This window comes from Nonomuraea antimicrobica (assembly GCF_039536965.1).
Classification (GTDB): domain Bacteria; phylum Actinomycetota; class Actinomycetes; order Streptosporangiales; family Streptosporangiaceae; genus Nonomuraea; species Nonomuraea antimicrobica.
In genome coordinates, this window is the sequence record NZ_BAAAZP010000089.1 from 52,322 (window position 1) to 76,951 (window position 24,630).

Here is a 24,630-nt window from a genome sequence, read left to right on the forward strand (position 1 = left end):
GTTCGGGCCGTCCGGTGGCACGAGGTGCACGCCATGCGGGCGCGTCCGTGCCGTCCGCGCGTCAGCGGTGCAGGAGGATCGGCAGGGGGTTCCAGCCGTGCGCGATGAAGGACGGGACGTGCGTCGGCTCCGCGTCCTCCCCCGCCGGCCGGAGGTCAGGGAACCGGGCGAACAGCGCGGGCAGGGCGGTGAGCGCCTCCTGGCGGGCGAGCGGAGCCCCGATGCAGCGGTGCACGCCGACGCCGAAGGCCAGGTGCTCCTCGTGATCCTGCGTCGGGTCGAACCGGTCGGCCTCCGGGCCGTGCTGGTCGGGGTCGTGACCGGCCGCCAGGTAGCTGGTGATGATCGCGTCGCCCGCCTCGATCCGCACACCGCCGATCTCGATCGGCTCGATGGCGAAGCGCAGCGGCAGGTTGGCGATCGACGGCGCCCAGCGCAGCGTCTCCTCGACCACCGCCTCCCAGGAGATCTCGCCCGCCAGGACGCTCCGGAGGTGGTCCGGATGGGTGAGCAGGGCGTGCACGGCGTTGCCGATCAGGTTGACGGTGGTCTCGTGCCCGGCGGCGATGAGGAGCAGCAGGGTGTCGCGCAGCTCGTCGTCGCTGAGCGAGTCGCCGCTGTCACGGACGTTGATCAGCTCGGTGGTCAGGTCGTCGCCCGGGTTGTCGCGCTTGTAGGCGACCAGGGCCGGCAGTACGGTGCCGATCTGGACCGCCGTGGCCGCCGCCTGCTCAGGGGTGGCCGTGGTGTCCATGATGGCCTCCATGATCTGGGCCATCTCCGCCTGCATGTGCGCGGGGACACCGAACAGCTCGCAGATCACCCGCATCGGCAGCGGATGGGCGTACGCGCTGCGCAGGTCGACGACCTGGCCCGGCGGCAGCGCGGCCATGGCGTCCAGCAGCTCGGAGACGAGCTCCTCGATGATGGGCTGCATGGCCTTCGTACGGCGCGCGGTGAAGCTGGGGGCGATCAGCTTGCGCAGCCGCCGGTGCTCGTCGCCATAGGCGCTGAGCATGTTGGACACCCCGATCCAGGTCAGGATCCAGGTCCAACTCGGCTCGGCGACCGCCTGCGGCAGCAGCCGCCAGTGCCGTTTGTCCTTGCTCACCAGCGGATCGAGGATGAGCTGCTTGAGCAGGTCGTGCCGGGTGACGGCCCAGGCCGGGATGCCTCCTGGAAGTTCTACGAGGACCAGGGGGCCGAGGTCGCGTAGCCGGCGGACCTCGCCGGCGAGATCGGCTCCGAAGGGGTCGAGGACGACGGGGGCTGTACTGCCCAAGGGGAATCTCCTGGCTGATCGGGGCGGATGGGGGTGAATCGCACCGGCAGGTGAGCCAGCGCACGGTGGAACGGGCCGGGCCGCCACACCAGTTCGTCGCGCGGCACGGTCAGTTCGAGGTCGCAAAGATGAGAGGTCAGGCGCTCGATCGCGGTCATGGCGATGAGCACCGCCGGGTCGCTGGCCGGGCAGCGGTGCGCCCCCGCACCGAAGCCCAGGTACGCACCACTGTCGGAACGCAGCTCGTCGGGCACGTCGGTCGGCTCGGTGTTGGCCGCGGCGTAGGAGACGAGGACCAGCTCGGCCGGCTGGATCCAGGTGCCGTGGAAGTGCACGGGCTGGCGCACGAAGTACGGGCCGTAGTTGGACATGGCCGGCTCGGCGCGCAGGGCTTCCATCAGGGCGTCGTACGTGCTGAGCGCGCCGTTGGTGAGCGAGCTGTAGTAGCGGTCGTCGCTGACCATCCGGGAGATGGTGTTGGAGATCAGGTTGGCCGTGGGCTCGTAGCTGGCGGCCACCACGAGCACGATGGTCTGGACCAGCTCCTCGGGCTGCAGCGCGGCAGGATGGTCGATGAACCAGGAGGTCAGGTCGTCCCCGCGCTCGGCGTACTTGCCCTGGATCAGCTCGCCGATGTAGCGGCCGAACGCCTCGCTCCCCCGCGCGCCCCTCTCGCCGTCGGCCTCCATCAGGTCCGCCAGGGCCTCGGTCAGGCCGGCGCTGTCGGCGTCGGGGCGCCCGAAGAGCAGGTTGAAGATGCGGGCGGGAATGAGCCGGGCGAAGTCGGCGACCAGGTCGGCCTCGCCCTCCGCGGCGAACCGGCTGATGAGCGAGTCCGTCACCTCGGTCACCAGTTGGCGCAGCTTGTGCGGCTGGATCAGCTGGAAGCAGTCGGAGATCGCCTTGCGGTAGCGGGCGTGGTCGGCCCCGTCGGAGAACAGCGCGTTCGGGCGGTGGCCGAGCATCCCGATCATCCCCGCGGCCTCGGGGGTGTCGGGGAGGCGGACCTGCCAGGCGCTGGGGTTCTTGCTCCACACGCCGCCGGCGTTGGTGAGCACGTCCACGGCGGCCTGGTAGCCGATCACCAGGTGGGCCTCGATGCCGGGAGCGATCTCCACGGGCGCGACCGCGCCGTGCCGCCGGCGCAGTGTCTCGTAGATCGCCTGCGGGTCCCTCGCGTACTCGGCTCCGTACAGGCGCCCGGCGTCGGGCAGGTAGCGCAGGGTCATGACAGCACCAGTTCTCTGATGTGCTCCACCAGCGCGATCAGCGCGGCGCGGGCGGAGGCGGGGTCTCGGGCGTCGCACACCACCAGCGGCGTGCGCAGGTCCAGGTCGAGCGCCTTGCGCAGGACGTCCGGCGGATAGTCCGGGGAGTCGGGGAAGTGGTTGACGGCCACCGCGTAGCGGATGCCGGCGCTCTCCACCAGGTCGAGGACGGCGAAGCTGTCGTCGATGCGGCGGGTGTCGGCCAGCACCAGCACCCCCAGCGCGCCGCGGACCAACTCGTTCCACAACACCTGGAACCGGGTCTGTCCCGGCGCCCCGAACAGGTAGAGCACCACGCCGGGCAGGGTGAGACGGCCGAAGTCGATGGCGGTGGTCGTGGTCGTCTTCTCGTTCACGCCGGTGAGGTCGTCGACCAGCGTGCCCGCCTGGGTGAGCACCTCTTCGGTGTTGAGTGGCCGGATCTCCGAGAGCGCGTCCACGATGGTCGTCTTGCCCACGCCGAACGGCCCGGCGATGACCAACTTGACCGGGATGTGATCGGCACTGATGCGGCTGTCAGAGTGCGCGGAGGCCACTGAGCACCAACTCCAAGATCTCAATGTCGGGCATGTCGACGACCGGCGGATCGCGGGTCAACAACGTCCCGCCGCCGACCAGCCCGGCGACCAGTAACCGGACCACGCAGTACGGCAGGCCCAGGTGCGCGGCGCATTCGTACACCGATAACGGCCCGTCCTGCAGCAGGGCCAGCAGATGCGACGCCGGCGGGTCCAGCCCGTTGGTGGCGGCGTCGGGCGCGATGTAGACCAGGGTCGTGCGCTCGACGTTGATGTGCTCGGGCACGGTCACCCTCGCGGCGGCCATGTAGTCAGGGACGACCCGCCGCCGCTCCCGCCCGGACATCATGCCCGGGCGCCCGGGACCCTGGCCGCACTGGCCTCGTCGAGAGCCTTGATCAGCTTCTGCACCTGGAGCTGCACCTCGTAGGCGAGCGAGCCGATGTTGACCGCCCCGGTCGCCGCGACCACGAGGGCGGCGCGGTCACCGGCCGGGGCGATGTAGTAGTAGCCACTGCCCGCGGAGATGACGATGTCCACCACCTCGCCGTCCACACCGTCGCTGAGGCCGTCGCACAGGGCGCGGGCGGCCCCCAGCACAGAGCTCGTCATTGCGGCGGAGCGCTCGCCGGCCTCGACGGTCAGGTCGGCCGAGCCGCCGAGGATGAGCCCGTCACGGCTCAGCACCACCCCACGGGCGACACCGGGCAGGGCCAGCAGGGGCGACAGGACCCAGGACACGTCGAGGGCCAACGGACGACCCTTGGTCTGAACACGGCCGGAAGCGCTGTGAGAGTCCATGGAGCAGTCAGTTCCCTTCAGTGAAGTCATGCTGCTGGGGCGGGAGCGCCTCACGACGACCCGCTTCGGCTCCGATCTGGAAGTCTCCCCACCGCTTCTGAGCCTCCTCCGGGGTGGTGAGGATCTTGCGGGCCGTGTCGTCAGAGCCGCCCGAGCCGCCTGAGCCGCCCGAGCCGCCGGAGCTCCTGGCGGGCCAGGAACCGGACGCGGCGCCCGGCGACTGGCGGCGGCGTTGCGGCAGCGGCGCCAGGTCCTCGGCCGGGGCCCGCCGTTGTTCGGGCGCGGCCGGACGTTCCTGGTGGAAGGCCGGTGCGGGGTCGGGGCGTACGGAGGGGGGCACCTGCTCCGACCGCGAGGCCGTCACGGGCTGCGGCCGGAAGGCCGCGGCGCCGGCCGGCGCGGCGGCGCGGACCGGCTCGGGCGCCAGCACCGACGGCCGGGTGTGCTCCGGCATCTCCACCAGCAGGGCGGTGGGAATGCTGAGCACGGCCTGGACGCCGCCGAAGGCGCTCTTCTTGACCGTGGCCTGCATGCCGTAGTGCGCGACCTGGCGGCCGATGGCGGCCCACCCGGTGCGGGGCGGGTTGCCCAGGTCGACCAGGCGGACCGGGTGGGTGCCGCTGAGCAACTGGGTCGCCCGTGTGTACTGCTCCTCGTTGAGGCCGACGCCGGCGTCGTCGATGACGATGGCGGCGCCGTTGTTGGTCTCGTGCACGGCGACGGTCACCTTGAGCGTGCCGTGGGAGTGGTGGACCGCGTTGGCCAGCAGCTCGGCGGTGGTGAACAGGATCGACTCCGCGGCGCGGGCGGCGACCCCGATCCGGCGGCGCAGGTGGTTGGCCGGGCCCTCGATGCGCAGCTCGAAGTTCTCCACCCGGGAGATGGCGCCCACCACGAGGTCCACCAGATAGGTGTCGTCACGCGACAGGCCGGTCGTGGCGCCGCAGGCGATGCCGGTGACCTGCACGCGGCGGATGATCAGTTCGTTGAACATGTCGAGCCCCAGTACTTCGCGCAGCAGTGCCGTGTGTTCGTCGCCGCTGTAGCGCTGTTGCAGGTCGGCGAGCAGGTCCTGGGCGCGCAGCGCCTGGGTCTGGACACGGGACATCGCTCCCCTCACGACCGCCTGGGCCGCTTCGTCGATGCGTTCGCCCTCGTCACGCACGCCGCGGGCGAACGCGTCGAGGATGGCGCGGTGCTGCTGGTCGACGTCCGTGCCGGCGAACGTCTGGTTCTGTACGCCGGGCACGATCACGTGCGGGGCGCGCAGGTGGGACAGCAGGGCGGGAATGCGCTTCGAGATCAGGTGTTCGGTCTCGGCGCGTACGAGGTCCTGCTGGGCGCGCGCCTCGTGCATCACCTTCACGCCGTCATGGGCCTGGCGCTCGGCCTGCACCAGCCGCTGGTTTCTGGCGCTGGTCTCGCGGGTCAGGTGCTCCTGCGCCTGACGGGCCTGCACGAGCTGCCCACGGAGCTGGGCGAGCTGCCGACGTGTGCGCATGTGGAGGATCACCCCGCCCGCGAGCGCTAGGACGAGTACGGCAAAGGCGATCACTATCGGGACGCTGAAGGAGTCTGGCGGCATGACAGTCCTGGGGTCGGAGGGCCGGCGGGAAAATGTCGACCGCCGAAGGGCCTGTGCTAGCGGCGCGTGTCGCTCTCGCGCGGCGGCCGGGTGGTGGGACCGCGTGCCGCGCGCTCTTCCACGTGGCCGGCACGGCTGCGCGCCTGGTGCGGCTCTGCCCGTGGGGTGGCAAGGCCAAGCAACATTGGCATCCTCGGTCTCACTGGAACGACGGCCTAACGGAAGATCCAGTATTCCGGCTATGTCACGTTAGTCAACCGTGAGTGAGGTCGCCAGTGCGCTCGGCGTCATCTCTTGTCGAACTGTCAAGATCGATGAGAACAACCGGTCAGTTGGTGTTTGGGTAACACCGATTGACGGGACCCGGTCCGGACTGACAGGGTCTTGGACCGGTCGATCATCCAGAGGACCCGAGGGACCTGGCCCTGCGACGGTCCGGCAACCTCCCCCGGCGAAAGCCCGTGGGAAAGGTGCCAATGCCAGGAACGATGAGGGAGCCTCCGTGAGCGTACGACTCGATGTTCCTGTGCTGGCCGGCGCGTTGGTGCGGCTGGAGCCGCTGGCGATGCGGCAGGTGGCCGACCTGGCGGAGGCCGCCGAAGAGGATCGGACGTCCTACGACTTCACGCTGGTGCCCCGCGCGCAGGGGATGACCGACTATGTGGCCGCGCAGCTCACACGCGATGGGCTGACCCCGTTCGGGCAGATCCGGGTCGCCGACGGCAGGGCGGTGGGGTGCACCGCGCTGTGGGATCCCCGCACCTGGCCGGGGCGGTCCGGTCTGCGGGCGATCGAGATCGGGTTCACCTGGCTGGCCGCCTCGGCGCAGGGCACCGGGATCAACGCCGAGGCCAAGCTGCTCCTGATGTCGTACGCGTTCGAGACGCTCGGCGTCGCCCGCGTCGACCTCAAGACCGATGCCCGCAACCTCCGCTGCCGCCGCGCGCTCGAACGGCTCGGCATCCCCTTCGAGGGTGTGCTGCGTTCCTGGTCCGTGTCGTGGGCACCCGGTGAGGAGGGCCTGCTTCGCGACTCGGCCATGTTCGCCGTGACCGACGCCGAATGGCCCACGGTGAGAGCGGCCTTGCGCGCCCGTCTCGCCAACACCTCGTCCCGGTGACCGCCCGAGGACGGGGCCCTCGTGGTTGACCCTGACGTGGTTCGGGTCGTCGCTCGCCACCCCGCCTACACCCGCCATTAAGAGGAGCGACAGGGGGCGCGCCGTGGCGGCGGCCCCCTGTCGGGGTGTTCGACGGGTCAGCTCTGCTGCTCGGCGGGCAGCGCGGGCTCGTCCGCGGCCGGGGCGGTGACGGGCCGGATGCGGATTCCGGTGATGGCGTGCCGCTCCACGGCGATGATCTCCAGCTCCCAGCCGTCCACGGCGACCCGGTCGCCGGGCCCGGTCGGCACCCGGCCCAGCAGCGCGAGGGCGAGACCGGCGACCGTCGTGTAGTCGCCCTCAGGGCGGTTCTCCAGCTCGACGTCCAGATCGGGCAGGTCGTGCACGGGGAAGCCACCGGGCAGGAGCATGCTGCCGTCGGGATCGCGCAGGACGCTCACGACGTCGCGGTCGGTCTCGTCGTAGATCTCGCCGACGACCTCCTCCAGCAGGTCCTCCAGGGTGACGATGCCGTCGGCCACGCCGTGCTCGTCGATGACGAGAGCGAACTGCTGGCGTTCGGACTTGAAGCGGCGCAGCGCGTCGGAGACGAGCAGACTGTCGGGCAGCAGGAGCGGCGGGCGGGCCACGTCGGCGGCGGTGCGGGCGGCCTCGTCGGTGAGGAGGTCACGCAGGTTGGCGACGCCGATCGCGTCGTCGAGGCCGCCGCCGCGCACGACGGGCGCGCGGGAGTGGCCGGAGGCGGCCAGCAGGTGGCGGGCCTGGTCGGCGGGGGTGTCGGCGTCGAGGGTGAACACGTCGCGGCGGGAGACGAGGACCTCGCGCAGGACCCGTTCGGTGATCTCGACCGCGCCCGAGATGATCATCCGCTGCTCGGCGGTGAAGCCGCGGTGGGTGGCGACCAGGTCACGGATCTCCTCGGGGCTGATCTCCTCGCGGTGCAGGTTCGGATCTCCGCCCATCAGCCGTACGGCCACGTCGGTGGACTTGGCCAGGGCCCACACCACCGGCCGGGACAGCGTGGCGATCATGCTCAGCGGGCGGGCCATGAGCAGCGCCCACGTCTCGGCGCGCTGCATGGCGACGCGCTTGGGCGCCAGCTCACCGAAGACCAGCGTCAGGAACGTCAGCACGATCGTCACCACGATGATCGCGACCGGGCCCGCCGCGTCGCCCAGGAAGGCGAGCACCGGGACCAGCGGCTCGGACAGGGTGACCGCCGCCGTGGCGGAGGCCAGGAAGCCGGACAGGGTGATGACGAGCTGGATGGTGGCCAGGAACTGGTTCGGGTCCCTGGCCAGGCGCACCACGAGGCGCCCGCCCGAGCTGTGCCGCTCCAGCCTGCGCATCTGGCCCTCGCGTAGCGAGATCAGTGCTAGCTCACTACCGGCGAACACCGCGTTGAGGAGGACGAGGACCACGACGAGGGCGAGCTGAAACCAATAGCCGTCCACGGCAGAAGGGCTCCTTGCGAAGAGTTCCGGCCCACGATGGCCGGTGAGGGATGTGCGTCAGCCGGCCGGGCGGATGCGCGACCGGCTTCGATCCGCCGGCCCAGGAAGGGCGGACGGGAGCGGCGGCCATACGGTGACCTGCCGCGTGTGCGGGATCGGCGGGCGTACGACGGCCTGCCGCCGCGGCGGGTGCCTGTCAGAGGTGAAGGACGGGACGCGCAGGCCGGTCCGTGAAGGTGAAGCGCCGGGACATGGCCCGGCCTGGTACTGCACTCCTCCACGGGGGTTCGCTGCTCCGCTTCCTCTACCCGACGGCACCGTCATCGCGACCAACGATCGGCCCCCGGGCAATGTTCCCAACTCTGCACAGACGGTGCTGTTCCACCGCGCCGGTCAGCCGGTGGCGACCCGGCGTGAGCGGCGTCGAGCCCTGGCCGCAGCCACATTTACCGATATAGACGACAAATCCTTTCTATGGTCGCTAAAGTGCTGAGGTCCATCGCACCCATCCCTGGAGCCACTCGCGTCATGCCGAACGTCGAACCGCTCCGGCAGGGCGATCCCTCGGCGGTCGGCGCGTACCGGCTGATCGGGCGGCTGGGCCAGGGCGGGCAGGGCGTCGTCTACCTCGGCCAGGCGGGTGACGGCCGGCCGGTGGCGGTCAAGGTGCTGCGGACCAGGGACGAACGGCTGGCCAAGGAGATCGACGCCGCGCGCCGGGTCGAGCCGTTCTGCATCGCCCAGGTGCTGGACGCCTCGCTGGACGGCGTGCCGTACATCGTCACCGAATACGTCCAGGGCCCCTCTCTCCAGCAGGCGGGCCGCCACCAGGGCGCCGACCTGCAGCGACTGGCGATCGCCACGGCCACCGCGCTGGCCGCCATCCACCAGGCGGGCATCGTCCACCGGGACTTCAAGCCCGGCAACGTGCTCCTCGGCCCGGACGGCCCCCGGGTCATCGACTTCGGCATCGCCCGCGCGATGGACCAGGCCCGTACGAACACCAGCAGCATCGTCGGCACCCCCGCCTACATGGCGCCCGAGCAACTCGCCGGCGAGGCGGTCGGCCCGGCGGCCGACGTGTTCGCCTGGGCCTCGGTGGTCGCCTTCGCCGCCACGGGTTCGCCGCCGTTCGGCGATGACTCGTTACCCGCGGTGATCAACCGCATCCTGCACCACGAACCCCAGCTCCCCGACCTCCCGCAGCCACTACGCGGCATCGCCCTGGAGTGCCTGGCCAAGAATCCCGCCGATCGGCCCACGATGCAGGACGTGATGTTACGCCTGCTGGGCGGCAAGGCGGCGGCGACCGGCGTACCGGGGCCGAGGACCGCCTCGCGCCGCCGGCGTCCCGCATCGGGCCGGGGCAAGGCGCTGGTGGCCACGGCCGGGGCGGTCGCCATCGCCGCGATCGCCACCACCGCGGCGGTCGCGATGTCCCCCGGCGGCCCGGCCCCGACCCCGTCCGCGCTGGCCCAGCCGGTCACCACGAGCCCCGAGGCCAAGGACCTCTCCACGGCGAAGCCCAAGACCAAGAAGCCGTCGACGAGTCGACCGGCCGAGGAGTCCGGGACACAGCGACCGGCGGACGAGCCCACGACACAACGGCCCACCACGACACGGCCCACCGCGACACGGACGACCAGCAAGCCGACCGTGAAAACCACGCCCAAGCCCGCGGCCAAGCCGAACATCCGGATTCTGTCAGTGGAGGCGCTGGGGAACAAGCACCCGCCCTCCGACTGCAACTACGGCGCCACGTTGATCAAGGCGATGGTGGAAGGGCCGCCGGGCATCGACTTCACCTACTCCTGGGTCCTGGACGGCAAGGTCAAGGCGACCTCGCAGTGGGCCACCCGTGACGGCGCCACGCAACTACCGCAATACGGCCCCATCACGGAGCTGGGGACACACCGGGTCGTGCTCCGCATCACCTCCCCGGTCAGCGTCCAGGGCAGCGTCTCCTTCGAGAGCTGCGACGACGACTGATGGATCCCCTGGCTCCGGGAGATCCGGAATTCGTGGGCCGGTACCGGCTCCTGGCCCGGCTGGGCGAGGGCGGCCAGGGCGTGGTCTACCTGGGCCAGGCCCCGGACGGGCGGCGGGTGGCGGTCAAGGTGCTGCGGGCCGGGGACGAACGGCTGGCCAAGGAGATCGACGCCGCGCGCCGGGTCGAGCCGTTCTGCATCGCCCAGGTGCTGGACGCCTCGCTCGGCGGCATGCCGTACATCGTCACCGAATACATCGAAGGCCCCTCGCTCCAGCAGGCGGGCCGGCATGCGGGTGGCGACCTGCAGCGGCTGGCGGTGGCCACGGCGACCGCGCTGGCCGCCATCCACCGCGCCGGCGTGGTGCACCGGGACTTCAAGCCCGGCAACGTACTGCTCGGACCGGGCGGGCCGCGTGTGATCGACTTCGGCATCGCCCGTGCCACCGACACCTCGCTCACCGTCACCAGCAGCGTCGTCGGCACCCCTGCCTACATGGCGCCCGAGCAGCTCGCCGGTGCGCCGGTGGGGCCGGCGACGGACGTGTTCGCGTGGGCCGGGGTGATCGTCTTCGCGGCGACGGGCACCCCGCCGTTCGGCGTCGACGCCATGCCTGCGGTGATCAAGCGGGTCCTGAACGACGAGCCGTACGTGGGCGGCCTGGCTCCCCCGCTGCGCGAGATCGTGCTCGACTGCCTGGCCAAGAACCCGGCCGACCGGCCCGACATGGAAGAGGTCCTGCTCCGCCTGCTGGGCGGCGCGCCACCCACGCGACCGGGACGGCGGAACAGGACCCAGCCCGTACGGCGGGGCGGCAGACGCCTGCCGGTGCTACCGATCGTCGCGGGCGCCACGGTCGTCACCTTGGCCGGTGGCGCGGTGGTGTGGTGGTGGCCGCCCTCGACGGCACAAACCATCACAGCGCAGCCCAACTCCTCCCTGACCCCGACGCCCACCCCCACACCGACGCCGACTCCCGCGCCGACGAAGAAGAAGACCAAGAAGCCGAGCCCCGCCACCACGTCGAAGTCGCCCCCGACGGCCGAGCCCGAGCCGACGACGAAGCCCACGGCCCAGACCTCGGCCGCCCCCAGGCCCACTCAGACCACGGCCAAGCCCAAGACCGGCGGCGGCGGCGGCGGAGTCAGCGTGTCGATCCACATGCAGGGCGCCGAGCTGGACCAGGGGTGCTGGAGCAGCGGCACGTCCGTCTACGCCGTGCTCAAGCCCACCGGCGGGTCCGTCGAATACACCTACCGGTGGATCATCAACGGCGTCGACAAGGGGCGCAGCCCCTCGCTTCCGTTGAACTCGACGCTGAAGCACGACCTGCCCCAGGGCTTGGACTCACCGAGCCGTAACCAGATCATCTTCAAGCTGCTGACCCCGCAGCAGGTGCAGCGATCGGTGTCCTTCGAGATCTGCCCGCCCTTCACCACCCAATGAGCCGCTGAGCCCGGCGGGTCCTGGGCCGGTGACCAGAACCCACCGCGGCTCGCTGCGGTAGAGATCAGAAGTCGAATTCGCCCTTCTTGGCGCCATCAACGAACGCGGCCCAGACCGATGCCGAGACGACGTAGGGGGCCTGGTCGGGGGCTTCGGTGTCGCGGATGCCAACCCGGCCTCCGGGGAGGGGCGCCACTTCAAGGCAGTTACCGTTGTCGCCAGAGCGGTTGGCCTTGCGCCAGTCAGCGCGGTCCAGATCCTCGTTGGTCACTTCCATCGCTTGGCATTCTCCTCGATCAAGTGGAGGGAAGCCCTTCGGGGCAGTGCGTCACAGTGCAGCATCTCATATCTCGACTTGGTTTCCAGGAACCCAGCTCATAGCCTTCCGACCAAGGCCACGCGTGGCGAGAGCGAACGTCTCGGGCGAAGACCGCCGCTCGGCCCGGCGGGCACACGGCGGGTCCTGGGCCGGTGACCAGAGCCCGCCGCGGCTCGATGCGGTCGAGATCAGAAGTCGAATTCGCCCTTCTTTGCGCCATCAATGAACGCGGCCCAGACCGAGGATGAGACAACGTAGGCGGGCAGGTCGGGGCGCTCCGAGTCGCGCAGGCCCACGCGCCCGTCACGCAAGTGCGCCACTTCGAGGCAGTCGCCGCTGTCGCCGGAGCGGGTTGCCTTGCGCCATTCGGCGGACTTGAGGAGTTCGTTGGTCAGTTTGTCCATTTGTCTGCCATCTCCCTAATCAGTTGCAGCGAGGCACGCCGAGGTAGGGCCTCATTGTGCAACGTCTCATACTTCAACCTGACCTCCCGGACTCGCCCGCTGTCAGCGGTGATCTGCCCCATGGTGATCGACTCCAGATAGGCCATGTCTGGCATCCCCGGTCCACCGGCGAGGATGAATGCTCCCTGCAGGCCGGTCGTCAGCCAGGAGTCGCGCGGGAGCACACGGATGTTGATGCGGGGATGCTCGTCCAGTGCGGCCAACCGTGCCATCTGTTCGGCCATCACCGCCTCACTGCCGGTCGGTCGAGCAAGAACGCCCTCGTCCAGGATTGCCCATAGCGTAGGCCCAACTTCCCGATGCAGAACATGCTGGCGCTCCATGCGTGCGGCGACGTTCTGCTCGACCTCCTCCTCCGTGATGGCGGGTTTGCCACGGAAGATGGCTCGCGCGTATGCCGGTGTCTGGAGCAGACCGGGGACGATCAGCGGCTGCCAGGTGCGGAGGATGTCCGCCTGCCGTTCGATCTCCGCTAGCTGAGCCAGCCAGATCGGCCAATGCGAGGCATGTTCGACGGTCTCGCGCCAGCGGGCCAGCAGGCCGCCGTCCGCTCCCAATGCGGTGTCGGCGGCGTGGGCGAAGTCTTCGTCGGCCGGGCGCTCTCCCCGTTCGACCATGCTGATCTTCGAGACTGACCAGCCGAGCATGGCGGCGAGTTCTTTTTGCCGCCTACCGGAGGCTATACGGTATTCGCGGAGATAGGTGCCAAATTCCGCTCTGGGCGTTTTAAGAGCAGGTTCCGGCTCGGTGTTCTGCAAGGCGGAATGCCTCCTTCCCGTTGACACACGAGAAATGCACACGACACGCGTATTAGCACACTTGGTTCGTGCCTGGGAAGTGCTTTGCAATGCATCTCTCCGGCAGGGGTTTTCTGGGATGGTCTTCTTCAGGCCGGCTCGACGTTTCTCCGCCGACTACACAAATGGTTGATCGCGCGTGCACAGGCCATTCTCGTACTTCACCCAAACGGCACGGCTATATCGAGGTGGATTCGGTGATCTACATTTCTCCCGCCGGACTTCGGGCCATCGGGACCATCGGGCTGACGTGCGGCGTCCGGGCCCCTTCCCTGGCTCGGCAAGCGGTCGGTGTTTGGCTGGAGCCCGAGCATCCGGCCAGAGAGATCGTGGTCCTCGCGGCGTCAGAGCTGGTCACCAACGCGGTGCGGTACGCCGACACCAGCAGTTCGAACGCCGACCCGGAGGCGATCACGCTCGAACTGGGCCAGGGGCCGGACTACCTGCGGCTGGCGGTGACCGATCCAGGATCGGCCTGCTCGACGCCGTCACGTATCCCGCTCCAGGCACCGAGTCTGCACGCCGAGCGGGGCCGAGGGCTGGCGATCGTGGCGGCCCTGTCACGCAATCGGTGGGGCAGCCACCGAGTGCCCCCGGACGGGCTCCGCCTGGTGTGGTGCCATCTCGACCTCGACCCGAGCCCGGCGCAACTGGAGGAGCTGTTCCGTTCCCCCATCTGACCGGCGTGCCTGTCCCCTCGCACGTACGAAGGAGCGCCTCCCGCCAGGGGCAGTCGACCCTGGTGGGAGGCGCTCAGCTACGGCGTCGCCGTCAGTACTCGGTCTTCACCGTCGCGCCGGAGAAGGCCGACGCGCCGTGCAGGCTGATGTAGACGTACCCGGCGGGCGGGTTGGAGACGGTCAGGCTCTCGGAGTTGCCCGAGGCGGTGGAGCGTTGGGTGTAATTGCCGGTCGTGGCCCAGCCGGTGGGGCTGTAGTAGAGGTCGGCGTTGCCGGTGCCGCCGGAGGCCGTGATGGTCAGCCGGGAGACGCCGGAGGGCAGGTACAGGTAGAGGTAGGCGTAGCCGCCTTGGGCGGCTGACAGGTTGCCCCGCAGGCAGTTGCGGTCGAGCTGCCGGGTGTCGGCGCCGGTGCACTCGGGGGTGGAGCCGCCCCCGGTGGAGACCACGACGCTGCGGCCGGCCGTACCCGTGGCGCCCTTGTCGTCGGTCACCGTGAGTGTGACGGTGTAGGTGCCCTGTGCCGCGTACGCGTGCGACGGGTTGGCCGTGGTCGAGGTCGCGCCGTCGCCGAAGTCCCAGCGGTGGGAGGCGATCGTGCCGTCAGGGTCGGTGGAGGTGTCGGTGAAGGAGACGTTGAGCCCGCTGGTGACGGCGGTGAACGAGGCGGCCGGGGCCTGGTTGCCGCCGCCTCCGCCCGCGCAGGATCCGGCGGCGCAGGCGGCCAGCCAGGTGTACCAGTCGGAGTCGTAGCGGCTGCCGATCGAGCTGGTCAGGAACGATCGGGCCGTACTCCAGGCGCCGGTCCTGTAGTGGCCGAGCAGCGTGCGCAGGTCGCTCGGGTGCTTCTCGAACATGTAGCGGACGGCCAGGTAGCCCCACCGGTAGACCCGTGTGGTGTCGTGGGAGTAGGTGGTGTTCCACAGCGTGCTGAGGGCGTAGGTACGCCTGCCCGCCTCGGTGATGGCGGCGTCGTACGTCACCTTCCGGTAGGAGTAGGAGACGTACTCGGCGAAGCCCTCGATCCACCAGATCGTCGGCGTGCTGACCCCGGCGGTGAAGTCGCCGTACATGTTGAAGCGGCCGTCGAGGTAGTGGGTGTACTCGTGGTTGAGGTTCCAGATCTGGAAGTCCGGGCGCAGCCACTCGGCCTCGTAGGCGATGAAGCGCGGCTGGTTGCCCTGCGCCGACGGGTCTCCCTCCAGGTACATGCCGCCGTTGTTGGTGTCGATCCCGAACAGGGCGCCGGCGTAGGTCTGGTAGTCGGTGCTGGAGTCGAAGGCCACCACTTCGAGGGTGGTGTTGTTGTCGTTCGCGACCGGTCCGCCGTCCTGGGCCAGGTTGTGGAAGTACGCGTCCTGGTTGGCCAGGCTGGAGCAGGTGCCGGCCAGTTGGGCGGCGGTCATGTCCTGCGCGCGAATCTTGATACTGGCGCTGCAGGTGTGGTTGATCGGCAGGACGCTGGAGGCGAGGCGCTGCTGGAGGTCACAGGTGTCGTAGTAGGCGCAGTTGGCCTTGTCGTAGTAGTCGGTCATCTCCGCGACGCCCACCCACAAGGGCGCGGTCGTCCCGGTGATGGAGCTGCGCCCGAGCAGGTTCCTGGCCTGCGGCCGGACCGTCGGGAGCAGGGGCTGATGCTGCAGGAAGCGGCCCAGTTCGCGACCGGCGTTCGAGGTCAGGTAGGCGCGGTCGGTGCCGAGCAGCGACAGGTGGTCGGTCGCGAACGAGTTCAGCGTGGTGAGCACGCTGGTGTCGGACTGGACGGCGCTGACGAACGCGGGCACCTGGTGGCCACGGAAGAGCACGGTGTAGACGTTGTTGACCGCGTTGAGCATCCACCACGAGGAGTCGTACGAGCTGTTGTAGTCGTTGAGCAGGCGCTTGACGACGTGCAGGTAGCGCGCGTTCTGCTCGGCGCTGTCGATCAGGGTGACCGCCTCGGCCAGCACCTCGCCGTTGGCGTCGTTGACCGTCCAGGCGCGGGAGGCGGCGAAGAACGCGTCGAGACCCGACTGGATGGCCGTGGTGAGGGCCTGGCCGTAACTGCCGACGTCGGTGGGGTGGTACCACTGCACGTAGTACCCGGCCCGCAGATAGAGGACCAGTTGCGCGGTCGAGGTCGTGTTGTCGCCCGGGTAGGAGGCGGCATTGTCCCGCAGGGCGTAGGCGACGGTCGCCATCTGCGCCTCGCGGAAGGCGTGGTAGGCGTCGCCGCCGGTCAGGTTGAACAGGGTGTTGACGCAGTCGGTGGTGCTCGCCTTGATCTGCTGCACCAGGGCGCTGCCCGAGCGGCTGGTGAAGTCGGCCGTGTTGCAGGCCGCCGCGACCGCCTTGGCCTTGGCCGACGGTCTGGGGTGTTCGGGCTCGCTGGCGGGCTCGTCGTAGTCCTTGCGCAGCGCGTCGGCGCCGGCGGAGCGAGGTGGGCGGTCGGCCATGTCCAGCCGGTCCTTCCGGACGTGCGGCGGGTCGCTCTGGGCCGAGGCGATGGGGGTGGACGGGGGTGGTTCGGCTGCTGCCCGCGCGGGTGCCGAGGCGAGGCACTGGGCAACGACGCAGGCCGCTAACAGGACTGAGAGACGGCGCACGGAAACCTCCTGGGGGGTAACGGATGGATTCGAGGCCGCTCTGAGTGTCGTATCGGTGAGCGCTCCGCCGTCATAAGCGGATCCATAAATCTCGTTGATGCCCCTCTGGAGGCGCGAGGATGAAATATCACATAATTCTCGGGTGGACCTCGACCTGAGACATCTCCGCATGGTTTGTGCCATCGCGGAGACGGGGAGCCTCACCAAGGCGGCCGCGCGCCTCGGTCTGTCGCAGCCGGCGATCACCAGCCGGCTGCACAAGTTCGAAGAGCTCGTCGGGGGCCGCCTCTTCGTCCGCACCCGCGCCGGCTCCGAGCCCACCGCGCTGGGCCGGCAGGTGATCTCGCGGGCCCGGATCGTGCTGCACGAGATCGACGCGCTGGTCGACGACCTGCTGGCGGCGACCACGCCGTCCACGGAGCTGAACCTCGGGGCCAACCACTTCCCCTGCGTGGCGAGCATCGTCGACCGGGTGAGCGAGGTGGTGCCAGGGCGGGCGGTGTCGCTGCGCATCGAGCCGTCCTCGGCGCTGCTCGCCGACGGGCTGGCCCACGGCTGGCTCGACGCGGCGCTCATGGGCATGATCGAGGGGACGGAGGTTCCGCTCCACGCGCCCATCACGATGCGTACGCTCGTCCCGCGCTATCCGATCTTCGTCGCCCTGTCGGCCACGCATGCGCTGGCCCAGCGGACCTCGGTCCGGCTCGAGGAACTCAGGAACGAGCGGTGGATCCGTCCACCGGGCGCCGACGACGGGTCGTTGGCCTCGCTCCGCACCGCCTGCCGCGCGGCCGGCTTCGAGCCGGACATCCGCTACGACGCCCCCAGCGGGGCCGGCAGCCCCTTGGTCGCCGCCGGGCACGGCATCCGGCTCGTGGACCCGGGCTGGCCGCCGTCCCAGGGGACGGTCACCCTCCCCCTGGCGGGGGAACCGCAAATGGCACGGCTGGTCATGGCGTGGCGGCGGGACCGGCTGAACGCGGACGCCGCCGGGGCGATCTACCGAGGGCTCGCCACCGCCTTTCTGGACCACGTGGACGACAACCGGGCCTTCCGGCAGTGGTGGGACCGCCACCCCGAGAGTCACCCCGTGCTCTGACGCGCCGTCCGAGCTGCCCTGGATCGGGGCGCGTCAGCGGGCGTGTCAGCACGGCAACGGTTCGATGTCAGGGCGGTCGGCGACGGTGGATACCGCGAGCGACTCCACCACAGACCCAAAGGAGCGACCACCATGTCCATCACCCTTACCGACCAGGACAAGCTCACCCTGCGCACCGCCGCGTACGGCGCCGTCACGCTGATGGCCGCCGCCGGCGCCGCCGGCTCGCCCCACAAGATCGCCACCGACGGCACCATCGCCCTGTACTCCGCGACCGGCCTGGTCGGGCACGTGCTCTCCGAGAAGTCCAAGGGCGTGAAGCTGAACGACAAGTCCGTGGCCGGACTCGCCGACCGCGTGCTGCCGGCGCTGACGGCGGCCATGAGCCTGCTCAAGCAGCAGGATCCGGCGGAGGCCGACAACTTCCGCGGCGCCGTCGTCATCGCCATCGACGCGGCCGCCAGGACCCACCAGGGACGGCCCAGCCCCACCCTGGTGGAGATGGCCAACAAGATCACCGAGGCTCTCGACGCCGCTTGACGAGAGGTCGATCCGCGCCGCCGTGTCACCGGGTCCGGGATCCCGTGACACGGCGGCGCGACTTCCCGGGCAGGGCGGCGACCACCCGCCCGTCGCGACATATCGCGATTCCGCGTACCATGTCTGACCGTGACCGATGTGCACGTTGGACTGCTCGGGCCGTTCGAGGTCAGGAACCGCGACGGGGCCGTGGTGGAGGTCCCCGGGGTTCGGCTGCGCGCGCTGCTGGCCGCGCTCGCCCTCGAACCCGGCCGGATCGTCACCCGTACGCGGCTGGTGGACTGGATCTGGGGGGAGCAGCCGCCCGCGGACGAGGTGAACGCCTTGCAGGCGTTGGTGTCCCGGCTGCGCAGGGTGTTGCCGGACGGCGTGATCGAGGCCGACTCCGGCGGCTACCGGCTGGCCGTGGCTCCCGACGCCGTGGACGTGAGCCGGTTCGAGCGCCTGGTCGGTCAGGCCCGTGCCGCCGAGCCCGCGCAGCGGGCGGAGCTGCTGCACTCGGCCTTGGCCTTGTGGCGCGGCCCGGCCATGGCGGACATCGCGCTGCGTGACAGCGAGGTGTTCGACGCCGTGGTCGCGCGCCTCGACGAACTCCACGTCGCCGCGCTCGGGGATCGCGTGGACGCGGATCTGCGCCTCGGCCGCGGCTCGGAGCTGGTCTCCGAGCTGACCGGGCTGGTCGCCACGTATCCGCTGCGTGAGGGGTTCGTGGCGGCCCTGATGCGGGCGCTCGCCGAGGCGGGGCGCGCGAATGAGGCGCTGACCGTCTACCAGCGGACGCGCGAGCGGCTCGCCGAGGAGCTGGGCGCCGATCCGTCGGCCGAGCTGTCCGCGCTGCACACCGCGTTGCTGCGGGGCGAGCTGGGCGAACGGGCGGAGAGCCGCAGGACGAACCTGCGCGCCGAGCTGACGAGTTTCGTCGGCAAGGACGACGACATCTCCGCCGTCGCCGGGCTGGCCGCCACCCACCGGCTGGTCACGTTGACGGGGCCGGGCGGCTCCGGCAAGACCAGGCTGGCCACAGAGACCGCACGGACGATGCTCGCCGAGCTGCCTGACGGGGCGTGGCTGGTCGAACTGGCCTCGGTACGGGCGGGCGGTGAGCTGGCGCAGGCCGCCCTCACCGCGATCGGCCTGCGCGACCAGGGACTGCTCGGTGGCGCGCGGAGCGGGGAGCCGATGGACCGGCTCGTCGCCGCGCTCCGGGAGCGCGCGATCCTGCTGGTCCTGGACAACTGCGAGCACGTGATCGAGGCGGCCGCGGCCTTCGCGGACCGGCTCCTGGGAGAGTGCCGCAGGCTGCGGATCGTGGCCACGAGCAGGGAACCTCTCGGCATCACCGGCGAGGTGCTGTGGCAGGTCGAGCCGCTCGCGCTGCCCGCGAAGGGGGCGGACCCCGCCGAGGTCGGGTCCTCGCCCGCGGTACGGCTGCTGCGGGACCGCGCGGGCCTGGTGCGCAAGGACATCGGCTCCGACGCGCACACCTTGTCCACCATGGAGCGGATCTGCCGGGCACTCGACGGGATACCGCTGGCCATCGAGCTGGCCGCGGCCCGGCTGCGCACCATGTCCCTCGACCAGCTCGCACGCCGGCTCGACGACCGGTTCCGGCTGCTGACCAGCGGCAGCCGTACGGCGCTCTCCCGGCACAAGACCTTGCGCGCGGTCGTGGACTGGAGCTGGGATCTGCTGACCGAGGCCGAACGCGGCGTGCTGCGGCGGCTCTCGGTCTTCTCCGGCGGGGCGAGCCTGGAAGCCGCCGAACGGGTGTGCGGGGACGAGCCGTTCGGCGGGGACCCCGGAGAGCAGGTGCTCGACGTACTGACCGCGTTGATCGAGAAGTCGCTGCTGCTCACCGACGGCGAGGACACGCCGCGCTACCGGATGCTCGACACCATCAGGGAGTACGCGGCGCACCGGCTCGCCGAGGCCGGGGAGAGCGAGCAGGCACGCCGGGCGCACCTCGCCTACTTCACCGAGCTGGCCGAGACCGCCGATCCGCACCTGCGCCGGGCCGAGCAACTGGAATGGCTGTCCACGCTCCAGGCCGAGCACGACAACGTCAACGCGGCTCTGCGCGGGGCGATCTCCGAGGGCTGGGCTCAGGAGGCGATGCGGCTGGTCGGGGCCGCGGGCTGGTACTGGTTCCTCAGCGGGCACCGGACCGAGGGCACCGAGTTGGGCATCGCGGCGGCCTCGCTGCCCGGTGAGGCGTCCGATGAGGTGCGGGCGATGGCGTACGGCATCGTGGCGGTGTTCCTGACCTCCGGGATCAGCGGTGACCAGTATCAGGCGCGGGAGTGGATCCAGGGGGCGCACCGGTTCACCCGGTTCAGCGCGGATCTCCACCCCATTCTCGGGTTCATCGCGCCGCTGGAGCGGATGCTGCAGGGGTCGACGGAGTTCCTGCCCGCCTTCGACCCGCTCATCGGCGACGATCGCGATCCATGGGTGCGCGCGCAGGCCAGGCTCAGCCGCGGCCGGCTGCGGCTGACGCTCGGCGGCGACGAGACCGACGTGGACCTCGACACCGAGATCGCCCTTGCCGAGTTCCGCGCGCTGGGTGACCGGTGGGGGATCTCGATGGCGTTGAGCTTCCTGGCCGATCGGCTCGCCATGCGCGGTGAACTGGCACGCGCGTGTGAGCTGTTCGAGGAGGCGTCCGTGGCGATGACCGAGGTGGGCGCGACCGAGGACGCGGTCGGCATGCGGGCGCGGCAGGCCCAGCTCTACTGGCTGCTCGGCGATGACCTGTCCAGCAGGTCCGCCATGGCCGAGGCGGAGCGGTGCGCGGGCGGGATCACCTCGCCGGACGCGCTCGCCGAACTCGGGCTCGCGAACGCGAAGCTGGCGCGCTGGCGTGGCGAGCCTGACCAGGCACGCCGGCATCTGGCCACGGTGTTGAAGACGGTGAACGACACGGAACTGGCCGACGCCGTCCGCGCCCCGGCCATGGACCTGTCCGGCTACCTCGCCGAGGACCTGGAGACGGCCCGCGCGTACCGGGCCGAGGCGTTGCGCGCGGTGACGGAGCACACGCCGTCGGTCGCCGAGGTGTTGATCGGGATCGCGGATCACGCGCTGCGCCAAGGGCAGTACGAGCAGGCCGCGCGGCTGCTCGCGGCCGGCGACGTCGTGCGCGGCACGCCGGATCGTTCGCAGCCGGACGCCTCCAGGATCGCCGCGGAGACGCGGAATCACCTCGGCGAGACCAGGTTCGCCGAGGCGACCCGTGACGGGCAGCGCAAGGACTGGCGGGAACTGGCCGAGATCACGCTCGCTTCGTGACCGACGCTCGGCCTTCCGGCGAGGTGATTAGTCGTTTACGTACCTTTGATCCAGATGCGTACGTGTGTGGGAATCTCATCTGCTTCAATGGCCGGACCGAAAGGTTTCGCGGGTGGGCGAAACCTGCGCCACCAGGTTGCCGGCCGCCCGTACTGACGGGGTGACCAGGGCCTCCGTTCGCCTGGAGCGCAACTCTGGCGTGCTCCGGATCGGGTGACGTCGTCCAGGCTGGAGATGTCCTCGGACGACGGCGCGAGCTGGAGCCCTCCGCCGAGCGTCCCCACCGGCTCCGGTCGAGACGGCCGCGGTGCGCGACCCGCGCCCGCCCGGGTTCGTCCTTCTCCGTGAGCCGAGGCGATCGCCCCGTCGAGGCAACCGTCAAGCGGCCCGTCATCCGCGCCCACGCAGCCTGCCGACCCGACCGAACCGAAAACCGAGAACCGAGCACAGAGAGAAGGGTCTGGGGGCCGTCGGGCCCTCGATGTCCTGCTGCCCATTCAACCCGATCTTTCAGATCGGGTCCTGACCAAGCGTGAGACCTGGAGAAACAATGAGCCTGGCAAGCCTCGGGCTGACCGCCGCACAGGAGCGGCTGTACCGCTACCTGCTGCGCACCACGCACGCCGATCTGGACACCGCCGCCACCGAACTGTCCATGTCCGACGCCCGGCAGGTGGCCGTCGAGTTGCGCACGCTCGGCCTGGTGGACCAGACGCTGACCGCGGTCACCCCCGCCGCGGCCGTGGACCTCCTGGTACGACGCCGCATCGAGCAGACCCAGCGCCAGCTCAGCGAGCTCACCCTCGCCTGGGACGTGCTCACAGCACTGTCCGAGGAGCAACGCAGGGGCCGCTCCGTGCAGATGGTCGAGCACATCGAGGACGGGGCGACCGTCACCCGCCGCATCTACGCGATGCTGGCCGACGACCCCGGCGAGTTCGTGCACCTCAAGTCGCACGCCCTGGTCACCGGGCCGCAGGAGAACCACGAGGCCCGCTACGACCACTCCACCTTCAAGCGCTCCCTGGCGACCGGGCTCTACAGCCGCACCCTGTTCTCCGCGCACGCCCTGGAAGATCCTCGCCAGGCGCCGTACGCGCGGCAGTGGCACGCCCTGGGCGACCTGCACCGGGTCACCACCGAACCGATCAGGCACCTGGCCATCGTCAACCGGTGCGTCGCCTTCGTCCAGGCCGGGCTCGGCGACCCGAGGTCCGGCGCGCTGCAGATCCGCCAGCCGGGCGCGGTCGCGATGATGGCCGACGTCTTCGACGGCATGTGGGAACGCGCCCGCGACCTGGACGACCTGCCCCTCTCCCCCATCGAGCAGCAGGTGCTGGACGCGCTGACCCGCCACGACACCGACGAGGCCGCCGCCCGCTCGCTGAACGTGTCCGTCCGCAAGTTCCGCGCGCACGTCGCCGACCTGATGGGCCGTCTCGGCGCCACCACCCGCTTCCAGGCCGCCCTGCGTGCCAAGGAACGCGGCTGGCTCTGACCCGGCCGGGCCCCTGCGGCTCCCCAGATCAGAACGGTAACCGGTTCAGGTAATGAACGTTTCCTGACACGCCTCCCCGCGATGACTCATGCTGTATTTCGGGCCTTGAGCGGATCAGTTTCGCGGATCGTTGGGAGAACGGGTGATGCACGTCGAAATCCGGGTCGCCACCGCTGACGACCTGACGGGCGAGTTGGTCTCACTGACGAAATGGCTGCAGGGCCAGCGCCCCCTGCAGGGCAGGGTTCGGCCGGTCAGGCGACCACCTGGCCCCGAGGAGCTCGGCGGACCTGTCGAACTGCTCAGCATCGCGGTGGGATCGGGCGGGATGGGGCTGGTGCTGGCCCGCGCGCTGACGACGTGGCTGACCAACCGGCACTCCGACGTGTCCATCACGATCACCACCGCGGAGAACACCGTGACGGTGGAGGCCAAACGGGTGGACGACGCGCTGCCGCTGCTCCAGGAGGTGCTGAACCACGTGGGCGAGGCCGATGCGGACTGACCCGCCGCCGACCGACCCGCGCTGGGCCAGAGGCTCGCAGGCGATCCTCATCGGGACCTCCGTACACCAGGACGACAGCCTGCCCGACCTGCCCGCCGCGACCAACAGCCTCATGGCCGTGCGCTCGGTGCTGACCGACCCGCTCCTGTGCGGCTGGCCGGCCGAGAACGTCAGCGTGCTGCACAACCAGGCCGACTGCCGGATCGTGGCCCAGCGGATCCGGCAGTCGGCCCAGGAGACCACCGGTGTGCTGCTGCTCTATTTCGTCGGGCACGGCGTGCTCACCGCCGAGGGCGAGCTGTGCCTGGCACTGGCCGACACCGACGCGGACGACCCCGACCTGACCGGTCTGGAGTACTCCAGGATCCGTGGCGCGCTGCGGAACAGCCCGGCCGCGGTGAAGATCGCCATCCTGGACTGCTGCTATGCGGGAACGGTCATCCAGTCCGAGTCCCTCTCCGCGCCGGGCAGCCTGATCGCCGATCAGAGCGACGTACGGGGCGTCTACACGCTGACCGCCAGCGACCTGGCCGCCCACGTCGCGCCCTTCGACGACCAGCTCGACGTCTGCACCTCCTTCACCGGTGAGCTGCTGCGCCTGATCCGCAGCGGGATCCCGGACGAACCCGACCCCCTCACCCTGGGCGTCCTGTACGGGCACCTGCGGCACCGGCTGCGCGTTCGAGGGCTGCCCGAGCCCAACCAGCGCGGCACCGACAACGCCCACAGCTTCGCCTTCACCAGGAACGCCGCCCGCTCCATCACCGGCACCGCCCGTCAGACCGCCGACCACCCGCCTCTCAGCGCCCGGGACCAGGTGGCCCGGCCCGTTCCCGCCGGCCGGGTCGGCAAGGGTCAGACGTTCGCCCCGGCCCGGGGACTGGGCTGGCTGTGGTGGCTGCTGTCTCTCGTGCCGCTGGCCGTCACCGCCGCCTGTGTGCAGTTGATCGTGGGCTCGTTCCAGGCCCCGGGACTGGTCCTGGTCATACTGCTGGCGCTCGGCGTGGTCGGCTGCATGTTCTCCTTCGGGCTCTTCCTGAGCATGATCCGGTGGGGCGACCAGCGCATGAAACGACGGCTGGCCCGCCTGCTCATCGTGAACGCGGCCGGCATCGAGGTACGGGTGCGCGACCAGCGCTGGTTCTACCGGTGGAACGACATCTCCCGCGTCACCGAACAGCGGTGGCACTTCCGCCGCTACATCTGCCTCCAGTTGAAGCCCTCGGTCGCGCTGCCCTCGGCCCAGCGCCGCAACGATCTCAGCCCGTGGTACGACCCGGGCCGGGGCGAGGTCCTGTTCACCACGCTCAGCGGCTACCGGGCCGGAAGACGGGAGATCACCCAAGAGATCGCCCACTGCGCCGGGACCAAATGGGTGCTGGACTGACCGTCGC

At 70.3% G+C, this 24,630-nt stretch carries 21 protein-coding genes and 1 riboswitch; of the genes, 10 read left to right on the forward strand and 11 right to left on the reverse strand.

Annotated elements, in window-relative coordinates; translation table 11 throughout:
* Positions 1 to 61 precede the first annotated feature (61 nt).
* Genes ABD844_RS23630 through ABD844_RS23655 form a run of 6 tightly spaced genes read right to left on the reverse strand, consistent with a single transcriptional unit; the run spans position 62 to position 5,370 of the window.
* Positions 62 to 1,282 (reverse strand): cytochrome P450 family protein, encoded by a 1,221-nt coding sequence (locus ABD844_RS23630; protein WP_344881788.1) that lies wholly within the window; start codon positions 1,280 to 1,282, stop codon positions 62 to 64.
* Positions 1,186 to 2,511 carry a cytochrome P450 family protein gene (locus ABD844_RS23635; RefSeq protein ID WP_344881791.1) on the reverse strand — a complete coding sequence of 442 codons (1,326 nt, stop codon included), beginning with the start codon at positions 2,509 to 2,511 and terminating at the stop codon, positions 1,186 to 1,188. The genes ABD844_RS23630 and ABD844_RS23635 overlap by 97 nt, the downstream gene beginning before the upstream one ends.
* On the reverse strand, positions 2,508 to 3,086 hold the full coding sequence (locus tag ABD844_RS23640; RefSeq protein ID WP_344881794.1) for a GTP-binding protein: 579 nt from the start codon (positions 3,084 to 3,086) through the stop codon (positions 2,508 to 2,510). The genes ABD844_RS23635 and ABD844_RS23640 overlap by 4 nt, the downstream gene beginning before the upstream one ends.
* Entirely contained in the window at positions 3,067 to 3,417 is a 351-nt protein-coding gene (locus ABD844_RS23645; protein ID WP_344881797.1) for a DUF742 domain-containing protein, read from the reverse strand. The genes ABD844_RS23640 and ABD844_RS23645 overlap by 20 nt, the downstream gene beginning before the upstream one ends.
* Complete coding sequence (locus tag ABD844_RS23650) at positions 3,414 to 3,821, reverse strand: roadblock/LC7 domain-containing protein (protein WP_344881800.1); 408 nt, start codon at positions 3,819 to 3,821, stop codon at positions 3,414 to 3,416. Before ABD844_RS23650 ends, ABD844_RS23645 begins: the two co-directional genes overlap by 4 nt.
* 55 nt (positions 3,822 to 3,876) lie before the next feature.
* Positions 3,877 to 5,370: a histidine kinase gene (locus ABD844_RS23655; protein WP_344881803.1), complete on the reverse strand. Its 1,494-nt coding sequence runs from the start codon at positions 5,368 to 5,370 to the stop codon at positions 3,877 to 3,879.
* Positions 5,371 to 5,848: 478 nt separating this feature from the next.
* Positions 5,849 to 5,949, forward strand: a riboswitch (SAM riboswitch).
* A gap of 7 nt (positions 5,950 to 5,956) precedes the next feature.
* Here ABD844_RS23655 and ABD844_RS23660 point away from each other — a divergent pair.
* Entirely contained in the window at positions 5,957 to 6,574 is a 618-nt protein-coding gene (locus ABD844_RS23660; RefSeq protein WP_344881805.1) for a GNAT family N-acetyltransferase, read from the forward strand.
* A 137-nt stretch (positions 6,575 to 6,711) separates the two neighbouring features.
* On the opposite strand, the gene ABD844_RS23665 is transcribed toward ABD844_RS23660, so the two are convergent.
* On the reverse strand, positions 6,712 to 8,028 hold the full coding sequence (locus ABD844_RS23665; RefSeq protein WP_344881808.1) for a hemolysin family protein: 1,317 nt from the start codon (positions 8,026 to 8,028) through the stop codon (positions 6,712 to 6,714).
* A 528-nt stretch (positions 8,029 to 8,556) separates the two neighbouring features.
* Between ABD844_RS23665 and ABD844_RS23670 the strand changes: the two genes are divergently transcribed.
* Together ABD844_RS23670 and ABD844_RS23675 are read left to right on the forward strand one after the other, a co-directional pair.
* On the forward strand, positions 8,557 to 10,017 hold the full coding sequence (locus tag ABD844_RS23670) for a serine/threonine-protein kinase (protein WP_344881811.1): 1,461 nt from the start codon (positions 8,557 to 8,559) through the stop codon (positions 10,015 to 10,017).
* Entirely contained in the window at positions 10,017 to 11,462 is a 1,446-nt protein-coding gene (locus ABD844_RS23675) for a serine/threonine protein kinase (RefSeq protein ID WP_344881814.1), read from the forward strand. The genes ABD844_RS23670 and ABD844_RS23675 overlap by 1 nt, the downstream gene beginning before the upstream one ends.
* A gap of 64 nt (positions 11,463 to 11,526) precedes the next feature.
* On the opposite strand, the gene ABD844_RS23680 is transcribed toward ABD844_RS23675, so the two are convergent.
* The 3 genes from ABD844_RS23680 to ABD844_RS23690 form a co-directional block, all read right to left on the reverse strand.
* Complete coding sequence (locus tag ABD844_RS23680) at positions 11,527 to 11,739, reverse strand: DUF397 domain-containing protein (RefSeq protein WP_344881817.1); 213 nt, start codon at positions 11,737 to 11,739, stop codon at positions 11,527 to 11,529.
* Between the two features lie 230 nt (positions 11,740 to 11,969).
* Entirely contained in the window at positions 11,970 to 12,185 is a 216-nt protein-coding gene (locus ABD844_RS23685) for a DUF397 domain-containing protein (RefSeq protein WP_344881821.1), read from the reverse strand.
* Positions 12,173 to 13,003: a helix-turn-helix domain-containing protein gene (locus ABD844_RS23690; RefSeq protein ID WP_344881824.1), complete on the reverse strand. Its 831-nt coding sequence runs from the start codon at positions 13,001 to 13,003 to the stop codon at positions 12,173 to 12,175. Before ABD844_RS23690 ends, ABD844_RS23685 begins: the two co-directional genes overlap by 13 nt.
* 236 nt (positions 13,004 to 13,239) lie before the next feature.
* On the opposite strand from ABD844_RS23690, the gene ABD844_RS23695 reads away from it, so the two are divergent.
* On the forward strand, positions 13,240 to 13,722 hold the full coding sequence (locus ABD844_RS23695) for an ATP-binding protein (RefSeq protein WP_344881827.1): 483 nt from the start codon (positions 13,240 to 13,242) through the stop codon (positions 13,720 to 13,722).
* A 91-nt stretch (positions 13,723 to 13,813) separates the two neighbouring features.
* On the opposite strand, the gene ABD844_RS23700 is transcribed toward ABD844_RS23695, so the two are convergent.
* Complete coding sequence (locus tag ABD844_RS23700; RefSeq protein WP_344881830.1) at positions 13,814 to 16,306, reverse strand: collagenase; 2,493 nt, start codon at positions 16,304 to 16,306, stop codon at positions 13,814 to 13,816.
* A 142-nt stretch (positions 16,307 to 16,448) separates the two neighbouring features.
* Between ABD844_RS23700 and ABD844_RS23705 the strand changes: the two genes are divergently transcribed.
* The 6 genes from ABD844_RS23705 to ABD844_RS23730 all read left to right on the forward strand — a co-directional run bounded on the left by ABD844_RS23705 (position 16,449) and on the right by ABD844_RS23730 (position 24,623).
* Positions 16,449 to 17,405, forward strand: a complete 957-nt coding sequence (locus tag ABD844_RS23705; protein ID WP_344881833.1) for a LysR family transcriptional regulator — start codon at positions 16,449 to 16,451, stop codon at positions 17,403 to 17,405.
* Between the two features lie 132 nt (positions 17,406 to 17,537).
* The gene (locus tag ABD844_RS23710) at positions 17,538 to 17,945 is read left to right on the forward strand and encodes a hypothetical protein (protein ID WP_344881836.1); all 408 of its coding nucleotides are present in this window, start codon (positions 17,538 to 17,540) and stop codon (positions 17,943 to 17,945) included.
* A gap of 129 nt (positions 17,946 to 18,074) precedes the next feature.
* Entirely contained in the window at positions 18,075 to 21,233 is a 3,159-nt protein-coding gene (locus ABD844_RS23715; protein WP_344881839.1) for an AfsR/SARP family transcriptional regulator, read from the forward strand.
* Positions 21,234 to 21,783: 550 nt separating this feature from the next.
* Positions 21,784 to 22,731, forward strand: a complete 948-nt coding sequence (locus tag ABD844_RS23720) for a hypothetical protein (RefSeq protein ID WP_344881842.1) — start codon at positions 21,784 to 21,786, stop codon at positions 22,729 to 22,731.
* Between the two features lie 145 nt (positions 22,732 to 22,876).
* Positions 22,877 to 23,236, forward strand: coding sequence for an effector-associated constant component EACC1 (locus tag ABD844_RS23725; protein ID WP_344881845.1), 360 nt, complete (start codon positions 22,877 to 22,879; stop codon positions 23,234 to 23,236).
* Positions 23,226 to 24,623, forward strand: a complete 1,398-nt coding sequence (locus tag ABD844_RS23730) for a caspase, EACC1-associated type (protein ID WP_344881848.1) — start codon at positions 23,226 to 23,228, stop codon at positions 24,621 to 24,623. The genes ABD844_RS23725 and ABD844_RS23730 overlap by 11 nt, the downstream gene beginning before the upstream one ends.
* Positions 24,624 to 24,630 lie beyond the last annotated feature (7 nt).